The 18,343-nt window shown below is 60.3% G+C and carries 12 protein-coding genes and 1 pseudogene; 5 read left to right on the forward strand and 8 right to left on the reverse strand.

From position 1 onward, the window contains the following. Positions 1–29: 29 nt before the first annotated feature. Positions 30–4,838: a S8 family serine peptidase gene (locus H1B37_RS12025; protein WP_182866909.1), complete on the reverse strand. Its 4,809-nt coding sequence runs from the start codon at positions 4,836–4,838 to the stop codon at positions 30–32. Positions 4,839–5,270: 432 nt separating this feature from the next. Between H1B37_RS12025 and H1B37_RS12030 the strand changes: the two genes are divergently transcribed. Both H1B37_RS12030 and H1B37_RS12035 read left to right on the forward strand, forming a co-directional pair. After that, on the forward strand, positions 5,271–6,797 hold the full coding sequence (locus H1B37_RS12030) for an SDR family oxidoreductase (RefSeq protein WP_182866910.1): 1,527 nt from the start codon (positions 5,271–5,273) through the stop codon (positions 6,795–6,797). 105 nt (positions 6,798–6,902) lie between these two features. Continuing rightward, positions 6,903–8,012 (forward strand): hypothetical protein, encoded by a 1,110-nt coding sequence (locus H1B37_RS12035; protein WP_286177663.1) that lies wholly within the window; start codon positions 6,903–6,905, stop codon positions 8,010–8,012. Between the two features lie 158 nt (positions 8,013–8,170). Here H1B37_RS12035 and H1B37_RS12040 read toward each other — a convergent pair whose 3' ends face one another. The 3 genes from H1B37_RS12040 to H1B37_RS12050 all read right to left on the reverse strand — a co-directional run bounded on the left by H1B37_RS12040 (position 8,171) and on the right by H1B37_RS12050 (position 13,393). Beyond that, positions 8,171–9,046, reverse strand: a complete 876-nt coding sequence (locus H1B37_RS12040) for a hypothetical protein (RefSeq protein ID WP_182866911.1) — start codon at positions 9,044–9,046, stop codon at positions 8,171–8,173. A gap of 132 nt (positions 9,047–9,178) precedes the next feature. Then, positions 9,179–10,219: a tetratricopeptide repeat protein gene (locus H1B37_RS12045; RefSeq protein WP_182866912.1), complete on the reverse strand. Its 1,041-nt coding sequence runs from the start codon at positions 10,217–10,219 to the stop codon at positions 9,179–9,181. 108 nt (positions 10,220–10,327) lie between these two features. Continuing rightward, entirely contained in the window at positions 10,328–13,393 is a 3,066-nt protein-coding gene (locus H1B37_RS12050) for a hypothetical protein (protein ID WP_182866913.1), read from the reverse strand. A 105-nt stretch (positions 13,394–13,498) separates the two neighbouring features. Here H1B37_RS12050 and H1B37_RS12055 point away from each other — a divergent pair, with 105 nt between their 5' ends. The 3 genes from H1B37_RS12055 (at position 13,499) to H1B37_RS33780 (ending at position 16,786) form a co-directional block, all read left to right on the forward strand. Continuing rightward, positions 13,499–14,941 carry a hypothetical protein gene (locus tag H1B37_RS12055; protein ID WP_182866914.1) on the forward strand — a complete coding sequence of 481 codons (1,443 nt, stop codon included), beginning with the start codon at positions 13,499–13,501 and terminating at the stop codon, positions 14,939–14,941. 254 nt (positions 14,942–15,195) lie between these two features. After that, complete coding sequence (locus H1B37_RS33775; protein WP_286177664.1) at positions 15,196–16,482, forward strand: hypothetical protein; 1,287 nt, start codon at positions 15,196–15,198, stop codon at positions 16,480–16,482. A gap of 70 nt (positions 16,483–16,552) precedes the next feature. Beyond that, on the forward strand, positions 16,553–16,786 hold the full coding sequence (locus H1B37_RS33780) for a hypothetical protein (protein ID WP_286177665.1): 234 nt from the start codon (positions 16,553–16,555) through the stop codon (positions 16,784–16,786). A gap of 164 nt (positions 16,787–16,950) precedes the next feature. Here the strand turns inward: H1B37_RS33780 and H1B37_RS34370 are convergent. From H1B37_RS34370 to H1B37_RS12075, 4 genes and pseudogenes are all read right to left on the reverse strand, one after another. After that, positions 16,951–17,334, reverse strand: a pseudogene (locus H1B37_RS34370) (protein kinase domain-containing protein); the annotation flags it as partial. A gap of 120 nt (positions 17,335–17,454) precedes the next feature. Beyond that, entirely contained in the window at positions 17,455–17,739 is a 285-nt protein-coding gene (locus tag H1B37_RS12065) for a hypothetical protein (RefSeq protein ID WP_182866916.1), read from the reverse strand. Then, positions 17,699–17,968, reverse strand: a complete 270-nt coding sequence (locus H1B37_RS12070) for a hypothetical protein (protein WP_182866917.1) — start codon at positions 17,966–17,968, stop codon at positions 17,699–17,701. The genes H1B37_RS12065 and H1B37_RS12070 overlap by 41 nt, the downstream gene beginning before the upstream one ends. Before the next feature lie 49 nt (positions 17,969–18,017). Next, positions 18,018–18,302, reverse strand: a complete 285-nt coding sequence (locus tag H1B37_RS12075) for a hypothetical protein (protein ID WP_182866918.1) — start codon at positions 18,300–18,302, stop codon at positions 18,018–18,020. Positions 18,303–18,343 lie beyond the last annotated feature (41 nt).

The following is an 18,343-nucleotide window of genomic DNA, read 5'->3' on the forward strand; positions in this document are numbered from 1 at the left end:
GCATTGCGAGTCGACGTGCATTCGATGCCCTACTCGCCTCGCAGACGCACCGCATCGATTTCTTCGTAACCAGACGTATGCTCGGTATCGATCGTGATGCGAACGGCGTCGACGGTGAAACTGGTCAGCGGCCATGACACTTCATAGTCCACCGGTGCGCCGGGCTGACTGGGATCGGGACCGATCGGCATCACGTGGAACTGTCCGCTGACCGAGTCACGAACTTCGACCATTCGCACGAATCCGTTGCCAAACGTTTCGCGGATGATCACGCCGGAGGCGTGAACCGGTGTGTCAAAGCCCAACGTCAGGGATTGGTCACCGCTGTTGGCGTAGCGCGGTGCCCACGCCGTGCGCGCGTCCCCATAGACGAACGTGTCCGGTTGGCCCAGGGCGTCGGCGGCCGACCAGCCGAAGGGACTGTACTGGGAACTGAAATCGATCACGGTCGATGCGTCTTGCCATAGCTCGACGACAAACGAGGAGGAGTACGCGTCCCCGGAGGCTTCTCCCCCGATCCCGTTTGCGTTTTGATCCATCAGGTTTCCGGCGACATCGCGAATCTCCGGTCCGATCGAGTAGGCGTAAACACCAAATTCGGTCTGCGTGGCGAACCGGATCTGATAGGTGTCGTCATTCAGTTGCACAACGTCATCAACCGGTATCGCTCCACCGGGACCGGTGAACGTGACGACGTCCTCGACTGTAAAACTGTCCGGATCGATCGGTTCGTTGAACGTCACGTCGATCTGGTCGATCGGACCGGAGTGTGTGCTGTCCGGAGCGGTCGCGATGACCCGCGGCCCGGTCGTATCGGGAGCGACCACGCCGCGCAAACGCACCGAATCAATTTCCTCGTACGTCAACGCGTGGTTGGTGTCGATCGTGATCCGCAAGGCATCGACGTCGTAAACGGTCATCGCCCAGGAGACGACGTAATCGACGGGCGTGCCGGGTTGGCTATCGTCGACCTCCGTTGAAACGACGTGGAACGTTCCCGTTTCGCTGTCCCGGGCTTCCACCATTCGCACGAACCCGTTGCCATAGGTTTCGCGAATGATTGCCCCGGTCGACCGCACCGGCGTCGCGAACGCGACCGTCAAGTGTTCCGTGGTTCCATTGGCTGAACGCGGGGCCCATGCGGTGCGGCTGTCGGCATAGACCAACGTGTCCGGCGACCCCAGCGTCTGTTCGGCCGACCAGGACGTCGCACTGTACTGCGAACTGAAATCGACGACCGAACTCGCATTTTGCCAGAGTTCCAGATCGAACGAGAATTCGGCCGTGTCGGCAGACGGATCGCCCGCGATGCCGTCGCCGTTCTGATCCATCGCGTTGCCGGCCAGATCAAAAACATCGGGCCCCAGGACCAGTGAATACCTGCCCCACGTGGTCTGGGATGCGAAATCGATGCGAGAGACCGTCGGGGAAAGCGACTCGATTGCGTCGACCGCGATCGGTCCGCTTGGACCCTCAAAGGTCACGACATCGGCCAACGTAAAACTCTGGGCGTCGATCGGTTCATTGAACGTCACTTCCACATGATCGACCGGCCCGGGATGCCCGGCGTCGGGTGACCAGCCGATCACGCGCGGACCGGTGAGGTCCGGCGGCACGACGCCACGCAATCGCACCGAATCAATCTCCTCGAATGTCAGGGAATGATCCGTATCGATGGTGATTCGAACCGCATCGACCAGGTAGCTGGTCGTCGGCCAGGCGACGTTGTGATCGACCGGCGTTCCAGGTTGGCTGTCGTCCGGTGCGTCGGAAACCAGATGGAACAGGCCCGTGTCGGCGTCACGAACGTGAACCGACCGGACAAACCCGTTGCCAAAGGTTTCACGGATGATCACACCGCTGGCTTGAACCGGCGTCGCAAACCCGACCGTCAACGTTTCGCTGGTGCCGTTGGCCGTGCGCGGCGCCCAGGACTGGCGTGAATCGCCGTAAACAAATGTGTCGCTCGGGCCCAACGCTTGCTCGGCCGACCACGACGTCGGACTGTACTGGGAACTGAAGTCGATCACCGAATCGGCAAACTGCCACAACTCGACGGCAAATTGCACGGTGTAGGAATCGTCCAGTGGCTCGCCGTCGATTTCATCCTGATCCTGATTCATCGGGCGGCCATCCAGATCCAGCAGGTCGGGGCCGATCAGCAGCGAGTAATCACCGTATGCGTCCTGCGGCGGGAACAGGATTTCATAGTGTGTGCTGGTCAAACGATTGACCGCGGTGGCCTGGATCGCACCGTCGGGGCCATCGAAACTTAACACGTCGTCCAGCGTGAAGGTTCCATCGAGAAGCGGTTCGTCAAACGTCAACTCCACTCGGTCGACCGGACCGTTGACGCCGCCACGGAGCGAAGAGTCCAGGATCCGAGCGCCATCGGTGTCCGGAACGGTCACGCCACGCAACTGAACCGCATCGATTTCTTCATAGGCGTCAAGGTTGTGATTGGTGTCGATGGTGATCCGAAGCGCATCGACGCCGAAAGTGGTTTGTGGCCAGGTGACCAGGAAATCAAAGGGGACGTCAGGGGCACTGGTGTCTTGCGGTTGAGCGACGGTGACAAATTCTCCCGTCGTCGCGTTACGGGCTTCGATGGTTCGGACAAATCCGTTGCCAAACGTTTCGCGAATCACAACGCCGCTGGCCAGCAACGGCTCGGCGAATCCGACCGTCAAGAACTCTTCCGTCCCATTCTCCGATCGCGGTGCCCAAGCGGTTTGCAGATCCCCGTAGCTGAACGTGTTCGGAGCACCGAGTGCCTGGGCGGCCGCCCATGCCGTCGTCGTGTACTGCGAACTGAAATCGATCACTTCGTCGGCGTACAGCCACTTTTGAAGCGTGAATTGAATCTCGAATCGATCCTCGTCCGCCTCGCCACCGATCCCGTCTTGGTCCTGATCGAGCAAATTACCGGCCGGGTCGGTGATCGCACCGCCAACGGTCAGGCGGTACGTCCCAAGAACATCCTGCGTCGGGAACGCGATGTCGAACTCTGTCGGTGAAACAGTCTCGATGTCGGAAACGATGATCGGACCGCCAGGCCCGACAAACTCGCTGATGCGATCGGTCGTGAACGACTCGGCCGCGATCGGTTCGTCGAACGTGACACGGACGCGGTCAACCGGACCTTCCACGGCATCGTCCGGAGAAGCCGCAACGACGAATGGGCCGACCGTATCGGGCACGATCGTGAAGGTTGCGAGAAATCGGTCTGCAACGGACTCGCCGTTGATGCCGTTGACGTTTTGATCCATCGGGTTTCCAAACGGATCGAGTATCGCCGGGCCGAAGGTCATCGCGTAGTCCCCCAGCGCCGTCTGCGCCGGGAACGTGATTTCAAATTCGCGTCCGGCGGATCCGGCGATCGGCGTGACGGTCGTGACCGTGATTTCACCAAGCGGCCCTTGGAATGCGACGATGTCCTGGGGTGTGAACGTGGCCGTATCGACGCGTTCATCGAAGCGGACGCGAATCCGGTCTTGCGCCTTCATCACATCGCCGCTGGGCACCTGTGCGATCACCGCCGGACCCGTTTCATCGGGTGCAACCGCGGCGGCGGCGTTCAGCCGTCCGCCGGTCGTGGTGCGAGAATCGAGCGCGGCGACGGGATCGACCGTGTCGAAAAGTCGATCACGGATCTGTGCGTAAGACCAATCGGGATGTTGGCTCCGCAACAGTGCGACGGCGCCGGCGACATGCGGCGTCGCCATCGACGTTCCGTTGAAGGTGCTGTAGGTGTTGTTGCGCGTCGTACTGTAGATGCCCACGCCGGGCGCCCCCAGGTCGACTTGGGTTGCGCCGAAATTGGAGAACGACGCCAACGCGTCGTCATGATCGGTTGCCGCGACGGCGATCAGATTGCCATGGGGAAAACTGGCCGGATAGAACGGCCGCGAGTCGTTGTTGTCGCCCACTTGGTCTGCCCCACCGTTGCCGGCCGCGGCGACCACGACATGATCGGCTAGCCGTGCGTATTCGATGGCGTCGGCGAGTGCCTGAGATGCGGTGCCGTTGAATCCCCAGCTGTGGTTGGAAATCGTCGCGCCGTTGTCGACCGCGTACTCGATAGCGTTCACCGCGGCGGCGATCGAACCGCTGCCGGAGGCACTCAGGAATTTGACCGCCATGATCTGGACGTTCCAACTGACACCGGCCACACCGACCCCGTTGTCCGCCACCGCACCGATCGTCCCCGCCACGTGCGTTCCGTGGTTGTGATCGTCCATCGGATCACCGTCACCGGAAACGAAGTCGTAGCCGTGAACATCATCAACAAAGCCGTTTCCGTCATTGTCGATCCCGTCGCCGGGGATTTCACCCGGGTTGGACCACATGTTGGCCGCCAAATCGGGATGCAGGTAATCGACGCCGGTGTCAATGACGGCGACCAGCGTCCCCGCATCGCCTGTCGTGACGTCCCACGCTTCGGTCGCATCGATGTCGACATCGGCAATGCCACCGGTTTGCCCGGTATTGTGAAGTCCCCAAAGCCGATCAAAGTCAGGGTCGTTGGGGATCGCCGAAAGCTGGATCTCGTAATTCGGTTCGGCATAGAGAACGCCGGGGTGATGCCGATAAAACTCCAGCGACTGATCGACGTCCAACCCTTGAGGAAGCTCGACTTGCCGGAGTCCCGGCACGGACGAAAACTGGGTGATCGGATTGCTTGACGCATTCGCGGCGCCGGCATGGTACCGCACCAGCACACTGGCGGAATCAAACCCCGCCGTGTCGATGTCCGGCAAAGACGTCTCGAATGCCAGGGCGGCGTCCAACAGGTGACGTGCCTCCAGGATCTCTAGCCGTTGCCTTCGGGACCGCACTCTTCGGCGCTGCTGTCTTTGGCACCGCGTCCGATGATCGATGCTTGGTTTGCGACTTCGTCGTAGAGTTCCCATTTCAACCTGCCTCGCTGATCGACACGAACCCAAAAACCACTCCGGTCAATAACGAGTTTAGTCGCTGCGGGGTTGTTCATCGGAACTCCACGGAGCCTCAGCGGGGATTGGTAAAACTTTAGTGTCGCGGAATTGACGGGTGATCGGTCGACTGTGCGGGATGCGAGCGACAGGCGTGATCATCCGTGGGTCCGCCCTGCCATCCGTGGGCCTTGTTTCCCGTCTACACTGCAAACGCTCCCGTTCTTTCTGCGACGCGTCAACTCTTCACCAGAAACTGTTCTCCTGGGAGTGCCACGCTCTGGCGAGCGTAGCTACCTCCGTCCTCCTGCTTTTTGCCCACAGCGCACGTATCCCATGAACTCATTGACCATTCTTGTGTGTGGAGCGACCGGGTACGTCGGTGGACGTCTGGTTCGGATGTTGTTGGACGAGGGGCACACGGTGCGTTGTCTGGTCCGAAACAAAGAAAAACTGACCAAATTCAGCTGGCGCGACAACGCCCGACTGCAAGTCCACGAAGGCGACCTGCAAGACCCTGAGGCGATTGCAGCGGCGGTCGAGGGAATCGATGTGGCGTACTACTTGGTGCACAGCATGATCGCCGCCAGTGACAAGTACGCACAGCGCGACCGTGAACTGGCTGAAAACTTCGTTGCGGCGGTCGACCAATCGCCCTGCCGCCAAATCGTCTATTTGGGAGGGCTGGGGGAACTCGGCCCCGATCTAAGCCGCCACCTGAGAAGCCGGCGTGAAGTGGCCGAGATCTTGCGAACCAGCACGGTGCCGGTCACCGTACTGCGTGCCGCGATGATCATCGGTTCCGGCTCGGCATCGTTCGAGATCTTGCGTTATCTGGTCGAACGACTGCCGATCATGGTGACGCCCAAATGGGTCAACACCGAAACTCAGCCGATCGCGATTCGTGACGTCTTGCGTTATTTGGTCGAGTGTATCGGTGTGCCCGAGACCCGTGGCAAGACGCTCGACATCGGCGGGTTGGATGTGATGACCTATCGCGAATTGATGCAAGCGATGGCCCAGGCGATCGAATTGCCGCGGCGCGTGATCGTTCCGGTTCCCGTGTTGACGCCGCGATTGAGTTCGCTGTGGATTTCGTTGGTCACCCCGGTCGGCAGCGAGATCGGGCGACCGCTCGCCGAAGGGCTACGCAATCGCACCGTGTGCCGAAACGAATTGGCCAGGGAACTGATGCCGGGAACACTCTTCGATGTGAAACAAGCCCTCGACGCCGCACTGGGAAAGATCGAGAACCACGACATCGAAACACGCTGGTCGACTGCCGGGGTGATGCCGGGCGATCCCGATTGGGCCGGCGGAACGACCAAAACGGACGAGCGTTCGGTCGTCGTCAACGCCACCGTCGAACAAGTCTTTGCCGTGATCGAACAGATCGGAGGCGGACATGGTTACTGGGGTGCCGGCTGGCTGTGGCGGGTCCGCGGCTGGATGGATCAACTGGTCGGCGGACCGGGGCTGCGACGTGGACGTCGACACCCGGACGAACTTCATTTCGGTGAAGCGGTGGATTTTTGGCGGGTGACGGCTCATCAACCCAACCAACGGCTGCGTTTGAGGGCGGAAATGAAACTTCCCGGGGACGCCGAACTCGATTTCCAGGTGAGCTCCATTGATGATCAATCGACTCGCGTCACCATGACCGCTCGGTTTCGTCCCAGCGGTTTACTGGGATTGGCCTATTGGTACGCCGTCCTGCCGCTGCACGGGTTGGTGTTCCCCGTCATGCTGCGTGGCATCAAACGTGACGCCGAAGTGTGTCATGACGTCACGAATCATCGTGATCCAGCCTCGCCGGCAGTGACGGATCGTGCGGGTATTGTGGTTGGCGACGACAAAATGTAGGGGATGGGGATTCAGTGAGCCCCTCGGACAATGTGTCATGTGAATGGGTGTGCGTTTTCCGAAGATTGCAATCCATCGACGGAACATTTCTCACGGATGCCAGCCATGACTCGTTTAATACCATCTTCTCCCCAATCCATTCGCCCCCGAATTGCGGCCTTCCTGATCGGACTGACGGTCGCGGCAACCGCTTCAACACAGGATGCTGACGCGGGCGGGCTGGGGCTGTTCAACCGATCCGCTTGCGACACCGGGTGCGCGGCCGACCTCGGTGATGTCATGCCATGCGACAGCGATTGCGGTTCGCCCTTGTGTTGCGATGCGACCGACTGCGGCAGTGTGGGCTGTGACGGCTGCATCAGCGGCTGCGACACCGGATTGTTAGGCGGGCTGATCAAACCGAGCGATCGCTGCTTTGACGACTTTGTCAGCCCGATGATCAACTTCGTCCACTTCGAAGACCCGCGGACGGTCACCGAACTCCGTCCGATCTTTGTCAACCACTGGGTGCCCGAGCGGATCGGCAACAACATTCCCGCCGGCGGAACGATCCAGGTGCTCGCCATGCAATTCCGCATCGCGCTGACCGAACGACTCAGCCTGATCGGGACCAAGGACGGTTACATCTGGGACAACACCAACGGAGCGCTCGACACGTTATTGGATGACGGTTGGGCGTCGGTCGTGGCGGGCTTGAAATACAACCTTCTCCGCGATACGCAAAGCGGCACGATCGCATCGATCGGCGGAACGTATGACTTGCCCGGCAGCCGGGACTCGTTGCAAGACGTTGCCGATGGTGAATTTCATCTGTTCGCCACCGGTGGTCAGCGTTTGATGGGTGGCAACGCCCACTTGATGTCGGCCTTCGGCTGGCGCGTCCCCAGCGACGGGTTCTTGCAATCCGAATCGATCCACTGGTCCAACCACTTTGACCTCAAGCTGACCGAGAAAACGTACTTCGTCACCGAAGTCGCCTGGTGGCATTGGATCGACAGTGCCGAAGGTGGTGCCGCGTTGGGCGTGGCCGGTCAGGACCTGTTCAATCTGTCCACCAGCGACGTGACCGGCAACGATCTGGTGACGCAAAATGTCGGCTTGAAATTCAAGCCCAACGGAAAGACGGAATGGGGCATCGCCTACGAATTTCCGCTGACTGAATTCAAAGATGTTATCGAAGGTCGTCTGCAAACCGAATTGATCGTTCGTTATTAAGCCAGACACTGCCGCAGTGATCGACGAGGGCTTCCTTGCGAAAATGGGACCGACCGCAGGCAACGATTCGTGGGCCGCGCGTCATGGGACCAATAGGACATAGGGGACCTATCGGTCGCATGTGTCCTCTCGGTCCTATTTTCGTCGCAGACGCCGAATCAACCCCCGTCCCCTTTTTTCAGGCGTCGCCGCAGGTCGCGGGCGGCTTCTTGCAGGACCAGGGGCAGCTTGCTGCGGACGTAGTTGGATCCGGCGAACCATTGCGGCGGTTCGTGCATGACGAAGCGTGCTTCGATGAACACCGCATCCATCGCGTCCAGCGAGGTCGCTGTCAGCCAACCCTGGAACCCCGAGTAATCGCCGCCGCCGGCGCTGGAATTGGTGTCGGGGCCATCGGTAAACTGCCAGCGATTGTCAAAGGCTTCGACCAGCGATACGTCGATCCGGTTCTGCGTTTCGGAGGATTGTTGTGCGATCCGCAAAAGCCCCGTCAATCGGATCTTGTCCAGCAACTCGAAATCAACTTGCCGGTAGCGGATGTCGGGACCGGCATCGTCGATGCCGAGACGCTGCAGCGTCTCGGCGGGGACGTCGGCCGCGGTTGCCTCCGTGGAGTCCTCGGCGGCTTCCCCGCCGAGTCGGTTCGCGATGTTTTGGTCCGAAAACGTCTGCAGGCTTTCGTGGATGATGAAGATCATGTGGACGTCATGGCCCACTCGGTCTCCGGCGTCGCTGGTGATGTATCGCAGGTAGATTCGCACTGGCGCGACAACGGAATCGCGGGCGAACTGTTTGAAGCTCAGTCCACGCAACAACGGTGTAATCCGACGTTGCTGGGCGTCGGCATCCAGATCCTCAGCAAGCGTCGGTGCGGGCAGCGTGATAGATTGATCTGCGATTTGGACGGTGGTTTGATTCGCCGAAACATTGGTGGAATCGTTGCCTGAAACGCGGTGGTTCCAGGTGAGACCGGTCAGCAGGGCGAGTGCGAAAACACCCAGGCCAAGTCGACGGTGATGGATTGGATGGTTCATCGGCGTGCTTGTAAGGTGATGATCGGTGGGAACCCTCCCCTCGCTACGCATGACCCTCCCGTGCACGGGAGAGTTATTTCTTGACTTGATGCTTCGCCGTTGGGAGTTGACAGGCTGGAAGCCTATCCCACTTTAGTTCACGAAGCCGGGGTAGCGGGTTTGCAGCTCTTGTCGGGCTTCGGCGGCGCGTTCGGTACGTCCGACCTTGGGCCACAGTTCGACCAGCCGACTGAGCGCGCTGGCGTGTGCGTCGGGTTGGCCGGAGAACATCAGGTGGGTGTGCAGATAGGCCAGGATGGCGCCTTCGATGTCACCGGCCGCTTCGTAGCTGGCTCCCTGGGCGTTGTAGATTTTGGCGGACATTTCGATGTCGGTGGGGTTGAGTTCGCTGATCAGCGTGTCGGCAAGCTCCAGCCCCTCCTTGCCCTTGCCTCCCTTGGCCAACGCGACCGCTTGCCCGGCCTTGGCGAGCGTCTTCAAACGCAGCGCACTGGTCGAATTGACCTCCACCGACGCGACGTCCGAGAACGCTTTTTCCGCTCCCGGGAGGTCATCTTGTTCCAGCATCGTGACGCCGATCAAGTAACGTGACTCGATCTTCGATTCCGTCGACGGTGCTTGTGCAAGGGCACCATAAAACTGCAACGCCTTGGTATGCTCATTTTGTGCGAGCGCAAGATCGCCGAGCAGCTTTGCGACGCTGTAAAAGTGGAACGAGTCGCGATTCTGGCCGGCAAAGCTGATCGCTTCGGCCGTCGCGGCTTTGCGATCGCCCTGGCCGGCAAGCGCCAGTTTCGCACGGGCGAGCAACCGATAGTAGGCGGCGTCGACTTTAACCAGATCGCGAGAGATGGTGCCAAGGTCCAGCCCTTTCAATTCATCGAGCGCCTGTTCGTACTGGCCATCGATCGCGAATTCACGGGCTCGGGAAAGCGGCGGCGGATCACCCTGGAAAGCCACCTTGCGAATTTCGTCTTCCACAAAGTTCTTGGTATTCGCCCCGACCTTCAATTGAATGCCGTTCTTGGTCACCGACGTGATGGTGCCGGTGGTCGCGGTTCCGGAATCGTGGGTGTAGACGCGATCGAGTTGTGCCTGGGCACGATCGGTTGCCAGGGCGAAGCTGAATACGGCGGCGGCGAGGGCCAGGCGAAGGAGTCGGGGTTGGGTCATGAATCGGAGGTTTTTGAAACGCGAGTGGTGAAGGATGTTGTGAATAGGGGCAGGCGACAGTGGAGGGGGCGGGCGGAAAGACCGACCGTCCGGCCACAACGGCGAAACCTAGTTGGGACCGGGTTGGGCGATCCCGACCGGATCATCACCGACCGAGCGTTGAGCTTCCTTCATCAACGCGTTGTACTCGGCACGTCGTTCGGGGCCGCCGAGTTCGGGGAACAAGGTCGCCGCTTCGCGAATCACCTTGATCGCCTTTCGCATGTCGGCATCTCGTTTTGCGGCTTTGCCCATCAGGTACAAACAGAGCGCGACGTGGTAACGGGATTCAAAGAACTTCTCCTTGAAGTTTTCGTTGCGGTTGATCAGCTTGCTGGTCTTGCTGCTGGTTTCGGCCCAACCCCAGATCGTGTTCTTCTTGTTCTCACCCGGACGTGCCCCTTCCAACGCGGCACGGTAGGCCTTGTAAGCGATGTTGGGCGGCAGTGTGCCGGCCCAGGCCTCGTATGCTTTGGCGGCTTCGATTTGGGCTTCCAGCATGGTGGGTTTGGCCTTCAACAAACCTTCAAACGTGTCGATCGACGCTTTGTACTCGCCGACCAACCGCTGGGCGCGGCCCAGCAGGTACGCCGTGGTCGGGTCGTTCTGGTCGGGCAGCGATTGGAAGGTTTCGACGGATTGGTTCAGCAGATCCGCCGCCTGGCCGGCCGCTTTGACTTGACCGGGTTCCATCGACGCTTCGCCCATCGACATCAGCGTCTGGCCGCCCCAGCGGAGCGTCGCGGTGTCGTCGGTCGCATCGGAGATCCGCTTCAGCATCACGCGAAATGCTTCGATCAGTTTGACCTTTCGGGCCGGGGTGGCGGTATCGAGCTGTTCCTTCAAGTCGCTCGCCAAACGCATGTAGGTCTGCGTCAACTTGGTTTGCGACTCTTTGCCCTTGTAGGCGCCGCGAAGCTTTTCCATCGTGGCGGTCATTCGATCCAGAAATGTTTCCGGCGTGTCGGAGTCCAACATTCGGCCGACCAACGCCTTCAGTTCGGTGCTGTAGAGTTCACCGGTGAACGATTCCGACGGGCTGCCGAGTTTGCCGATCCAATGCAGCGGGCCGTATTTGGAATGGTCCAGCACTTTCAAGGCGGCGGCGCTGTCGTCTTTCATCAGATGGATTTTGGCCAGCACGGTGGCCGCCTGCATCCCTTCGACTTCGACCAAATTGCCTTCGATTTCATCCAGCCCGGATTGCAGGTTTAATTTGGCACGTTCCAGCAGCGCGTCGGATTTGGCGTCGTCGTTTTCTTGTGTCCGAGCGACGATCGATTCGTTCCACAGCAGTTGGCCGAGCAGCCGTTTAAAGGAGGCTCGTTCATTGCCGGCGCTCATCTCATCAATCAGTGCTTGCGCCCCGTCGAAGTCATCTTTTTTGAGCAACAGCCGGATCTGCAATCCTTGTGCGGCGGCGGCGTTGGGATCATCCGGCCAGGTTTTGGCTAAAAAGTTCCCCAGCGATTCCAGCTGGCGGATCAAGCCTTCGTTGGCATCCTCGGGGACTTCGTTCAACAACAATTGCATGCTCGTCAGCGCCATCAGCCCGCCTTTGAGCCCGAGTTCGGTTCCGGGGGCGTTGCGCGCCAGGAAGTTGCCCACGACAACGGTCTCGCGCAGACGTTTGGTTTGGTACAAGAAGTACGCCAGGATCTGACGAGCCTGGTTCAGCGATTCGACATTTGTGTCGGGGGTGACCATCGCCAAACCGCCCCGCAAGACTTGGATGCCGACGAAGTAGGATTCGCGGATCTGTTTTTCGATGTCGGCGATTTGTTTTTTCAGTTCCGGCGTTTCCTTTTGCCCTTGAATGACCTTCAGTGCTTCTTCCAGGTCGCTGGTCACCGTCACCACCTGGGTCGCTTTCTCCAACGCGTCGTCGAAACTGGACGGGGGCTCGGCCGTCGGCAAGGTTTCGGTTTCCTGCTCGATCCCCAAGTCGGCCAACATCGCTTTGGCCTGTTCGACGTGCGGTCCGGGGACCTTGCTGGCGGCCCGCAATAGCTCGCGGCCTTCGGATTTCGCACGACCGATTTCGCCCTTTTTCAAGCTGTCGTCAGCCGCCTTGGCCAAGTAGGCTTTGGCCAGCTGGATGCGGAACTCTTGGACGATCGGTAGCGATTCTTCGTTGGGGCGGATCTCTTTGGCCCAGCCTGCGGTGCGGTCGAGTGCCTCCTGATAAGCCGGCGGCTTTGACGCCAGTTTGATCCGAATTACGCCCGCCGCGGACGAGAACTTGGCTTCGCGGAGCTGGTCGACGCTCGGTTCCTCCAGCATCCGCAGATAATGGTCGAGCGCCACGTCCGGTTTACCCAGCGTTTCATTCAACTCGCCCAGATGCGACAGCGCGATCGCGCCGGGGGAGTACCCGGAATACTTTTTGTTGAGTTCCTCGAATCGCTTGGCGGCGTCTTCCAGTTGTGCCTTGCCCTCTTTGGCCGGGTCGGCGTAGGTGTTCCCGGCCAGCTTGATCGCGTCGGCGGCGTTCAGCTGGGATTGCAGGAATTCGAATCGGTATTGATCGCGCAGCGCCGCCGCCTCCGGGTCCGCCTTGGGATCGATTTTTTGGCCGCGCATCGATTCCAGCTTGCCACGCAGATCGCTGACGATGCCGTCAAAGGTTTTGGCGGCCGCCAAATAGGACTCGCGCGCTTGCTGCTTTTCGGTTTCGACCGGTTCGCCGGCCAGCAATTGCGCGGCGCGAATCATTTGCAACTTGCCCAGTTGCAGACGAGCTTCACTTTGCCGCGGATGGCTTTCCCCGCCCAGGAAATCGCGGAGTGCGGATTCGGCGTTCGCCAGCGCCAGGTCGCGGTCGGCGGCATTGCGTGAATGGAGCGCCGATTCGATGTACGTCTGGGCTTTCTCCAGCGGGATCGCCGCGACGAACGACGACTCCACCCCGGCCATCGTTTCGGCCCGTTCCAAGTACGTGATCGCGGTGTCAAAATAACCGACGTTGCGGAGTTGTTTGACGAAGGCTTCGGCCGGTTCGCCCTTGGCCGATGCGTCTTGTGACATCACCAACACCAGCAGCAAACTGGCCGTGATGAGCGACAGGCGACTCGCTGGATGGATCAGCCTGTGGAAACACGACTTCGGCCGCCCGTGGCGCAAAGAGTTCGTCATACCGGGATTTGTCGAAAAGTGATCAGATTGATGAAAGAGGTTAATCTAGCGTAAAGTCGTGCTAGCGGTCATTCAAGCGCACGCCCCCTTTCGGTCCGACGAGTCATGCGAATCCCATCGCAATTTAACGATTCCAGCCTTTATCGCCCCAGGCGAGGGGATGCGAAGTCAAAAAAGCACCGCTCGATCCCGGGCGCGGCCAGCAGCCGACGACGCTTGATACGACTGGGCGTCGTGTTGTTGTTGGTCGTTGTGGTGATGCGCGAAGCCCGTCGCCCCGACCTGTACCAGACGTTTTTTGACTCCCCGCAAGAAGACTGGATCCCGATCGCCCCACCGGCCGACCCGACGTCGACGCTGGCCCAAACGGGGGCCCCCACCAATCGGATCGCCAATCGGATTGCCGCAACCAATGACGACGCGCCGGCCAGCCATCCGACGGCCAGCACTCCGACCGAAGAGACTCCGACCGAAGAGACATTGTCCGCAGCGGTTCGACCTGTCGCCACACGGTGGGTCGATGCGATGGACGTGTCACTGCAACGATCCTGGACCGAGTCACTGATCAGAATCCGGTCCGGCTCCGCACAAACGTCAACGGCCTGGAGCGGCTTGACGGTCGATCAGATCGACGCTGCGACCGAGTTGCTGCGACAACCATCCGTGCAACAGGAAAACGAAACGTTCGACGAGGTCTTGGCGATGATCCAGACGCTTCGGGATTGTGCCGCGGCCGACGCTTGCCCGCCGGGGGTGTGGGGGCGCATCGCGTCGGTTGCCGCCCCGCTGTTGGACGCGTTGCAAACCGCGGCGATCCGACGTGTTTCCGACGGCACCTTTTGGACCAGCGCCGATAGCGACGCGTTCTACCTGGGGCTCGTTCGTTCGGACGCCTTGCCCGCCGGCGGTGGCGTCACGACCGGAACGCTTCCGTTGTTGCAACAACCCGAGATCTACCGCGGCCAGATGATCCGCCTGGTCGGCACGCTGCAGTTGGCCGAGCGGAAGACGGCGCAGTCCAATCGAGCCGGTGTGGAGAGCTATTGGAAACTGTGGATCATCCCGGCCGACGGTGGGATCCGCCCCACGATCCTGATGACGCGGCAGTTGCCCGGTTTGATCGCCGACTCGCTGACCGCCGATGGAAAATGGGACCGTCCATCCAACCCCGACAATCCGGACGGCAAGATCGCCGCGGTCGGTCGATTCATCAAACGGTTGCCCTACCGATCGTCTATCGGTGCCGACCTGGCTCCGGTGGTGATCGGTCGCGTGGTCGGCGCCAAAGGCATTGCGTCGACGTCCGACGCTCAAGCAGACGCCGATGCGGCTGGCGATTCGGTGGCGGCAGGCGGTGACCTGACCGGGCTGGTGGGAGTCTTGCTGGCGATCGTCGGCGGCATCGCGTTGGCGGGATTCTTGATGTACCGAAGCGCCCTGGATGCCAAACGATCGCGGTCCTTGCGACAACATGCCGGAGAAGACGTCAAACTGGACCTGGACACCCTGGCCGACCACGATGCCAAACACGAAGGAACACAATCATGATGACCAATCGGGTGGCCAAAACGTTTGGTGATGTTGGTCTTAGCCATGCTGGAATACGCGGCTTCGATGTAGCCATGCTCGCCAGAGCGTGGAGGACGCTGGGGATCCACCTTCTGGCGACGGTAGCTACGTCGGGTGATCGATCGACGACTGCTCGTGAGCGAAAGGGCCACCTAGGTCGCGGTAGGGACCGATGCTACGGACCCAGCGCGTTTGTTCTGATTGCGCTGACCGTCTCGACAGCGTGTTTCGGCATGTGCTTCGGCGGGCGCGCAACGGCAGCATCCGCCGTCGATCTGCTCAGCGGTTTCGATGCGGTGCGGATCGGCGGCTGTTTCCCCGTCAGCGATTCCGAGGTGGCCGGTGAAATGTCGCGTCTGTTGTATCGGTTGCGAAAGGCAGACGAGGACGTGCTGGCCTCGCGATCGTCAGGACCGATCCGCGATGAATCCGTGGCGGCCGGCTTGACCACCGGCGATGCGGTCGAAGTGGAAGGAACAATCACGGCGGTGCGTCAGTACGAGGTTCCCGAATCGTTGACCGAATTCTTGGATCTCAAATCGTTTCAAGAGCTGGTGTTGGCGCTGCCCGGTTCGGAAGAATCGATCTCTGTTTTCGCGCCCCCTTTGGTCGGTAAAATCTCCCAAGGCGATCGCGTCAAAGCGATGGCGGTCGTGATCGATGCATCGAGTGCCGAGCAGGTGTTTGCGGCCGGACGCGTCGCCTGGTTCCCGTCGATGGCCGAAAGCGTCGGTTGGAAATTGCTGGCCCGCCAGGGTGTGGATTTGAGCCGCATCGCCGAAGCGGCGTCGCGAAACCGTCGCTCGCTGGAGGCCGCCGACGGGGACGCGTTTTATTCGATGCTCGCCGCGGCCAAAGATTTGAACACGGAGCCCTTTGATCCGGCCAATCCCTTGACACCGTTGGCGGTCCAGCCGGTCGCCTTGCTGCAATCACCGCAAGACTACCACGGCCAGTGGATCCGCATGAATGCATCGACGGTCCGCATCACCCGGATCAGCGTGACCGACCCGGCGCGGCAGCAACAATTGGGGCAAGACCACTACTACCAAATCGATGCCAGCGGCGATCTGGGCAACACGATCATCCAATTGGCCCGCGGCGAAGGTGAAACCGGCGATCCGATCTTGATGAGCGGCACGTATCCCGTGTCGCTGGTCTCGGCAACGTTGCCGAGTTTTTTAAGCGAGCAATTCAAAGACAAGGACGCCGTCGTCGCGATGGTCGGCCATCCCGTATCGATCGACGGTTTCTTTTACCGGTTGTGGAGTTACAAGAACGAATTCATGACCCGCGAAGGCGGCGGCAAGCAGGTCGGTCCGCTGGTGGTCGTGTCGGCCTGGCAATCGATGGCGCCGCCGACTGACGAGAACGACGAGGTCCAGGTGATCGGCTACGCCCTGGCCGTTGCCATCGTCGTGGCGATCCTTGCCACGATCTGGTGGACCCGCCGCAACGCCAAAGAAGACGCCAAGGTGCGTGAGAACGCCTACGAATCGGTCAAGATCGATCTCGAGTGATTGGCCCATCTCGCTCGCTTCGGCGGTGTGTCCTCGCCGGAGACGATCCTCGGCGATTTGAATCTCGCCGATGTACGTCCGTAGCGCCAGATCCCGGTTTGCCGTCAACGTCAGACTCAAGAGCCAGACGATCACGCCTCCGACGATGACCATCAGCAACGCCAATGATGCGCCGGCGGCACACCAGCCGCGATGCTTGCGGATCCATTTTCCGGCCTTGATTCTCAGCGACGGTGGCGCCGCAGCGATCACGTCGCCGGCGAGGTGCCGTCGGATGTCGTCGACCAACATCGCCGCGGACTGATAGCGGCGGTCCGGATCACGCTCGATGGACTTCATCACGATCCAATCCAGGTCACCGCGCAGCCGACGAATTCGCGATCGGATCCTGCCATCCTCGTTGCCGGTTTCGCACTCCGCCAACGATCGACTTGGCATCAGCGGGTCTTCGGTTCGAATACGGCGGATCGCCACATCCAGGGGCTGCTCGCGCAGTTCCGCGGTCTCCAGCGGTAAACGAAAAGCGAGCAGTTCATAGAAGATCAGCCCCAGACCATACACTTCGCTTCGCGTATCGCACTGCGGGTTCTCACTCAATTGTTCGGGACTCATGTACTGAAGCGTGCCGACCATCTCTTGCGAACCGGTCATCGCCGGGGCGTTGTTGTCAAGATTTTTTGCGATGCCGAAATCGATGACTCGGGGTCGCTCGATCGCGGGCGCGTCCGAATCAGTCGTTCGTTCCAAAAGGATGTTCGACGGTTTCAGGTCGCGGTGGATGACGCCGTTGCGGTGCGCGTACTGCACCACATCGCACAACGACATCATCAGCTTGAGACAAACCGTTTCCATTCGTCACGCGTCGGATGTTCGCGGGGCGAGTCTGAGCGGGGTGAGTCTGAGCTGGGTGATGGCATCGAAGTCGACCTCTCTGGCGGATCCGAATCGTTTCGACGCACCCGCGAACGCGAGTCAAGAATCGTCGGCAAAAATTGCCCCGGCCGATTCACGCAAACGACACAGCACTCGGGATCGCCCCGCGATCACCGCCGCCTTGGTCGTCCCCAACCGATCGGCGACGTCCGCCGGCGACATCTCTTGGAGTGCCGTCATGCAAAATGCATTGATCGTCGTCGGGGCAAAATCCGAACGGACCGAATCCAATAACCGAGTCAGCAAGTAGCGATCGTGCTCGACGTCGAATTGTCGATGAACTTCATGGTCCGACGACGCCAGCGACTCTGCCAACCAGTCCAAGTCGACGATTGAAATGCAACACGGCACTCCCCGAAGGCGTCGCCCAGACCTCGATCAGCTCGGCGGCCTTGTCGTCCCAATAACTCAATCCGTTCATGACGTGGTGCCCTTCGCGGCTGACAATAATCAACCCGGTCTCGGCATCGTTCCAGCGTGCAAGATACAGACCTTCGAACGGTTTTTCGTTTCGCACTCCATGTGTCGTCCACATCCCGACTTGTCTTGCCATCCGCGCTTTGACGCTCGCCGGAATCATCGTGGTCTCGGACTTGGCAGCGTCAATTCCAACCGTGCAGATAGTTTCCAGACACCTTTCCCTTGGGCCCCACCTCTTGAAAATGGCTCAGCAGCGCCGCACCGTTTTCGCTCCGCTGCACACTCCAAACGCCGTGATAGGTTTCGCCGTTTTCCTGATAGCTGTAATCCCATGTTCCGGTCAAATACTGAAAGTGCTTGTCGATTTCGTCCGGCAACGGTTTGTTCTGAGCAGCTTGCTGAGCGGGGACTGACGGGGCGAGGGCGAAGACGAACAGCAGGAGGGGCACGAGGTGTCGAACGGGCATGGATGGCTCCGAGTTCATTGGGGGGAGAGAAGGAGGAAGCA

Source organism: Stieleria mannarensis (assembly GCF_014154935.1).
GTDB lineage: Bacteria > Planctomycetota > Planctomycetia > Pirellulales > Pirellulaceae > Stieleria > Stieleria mannarensis.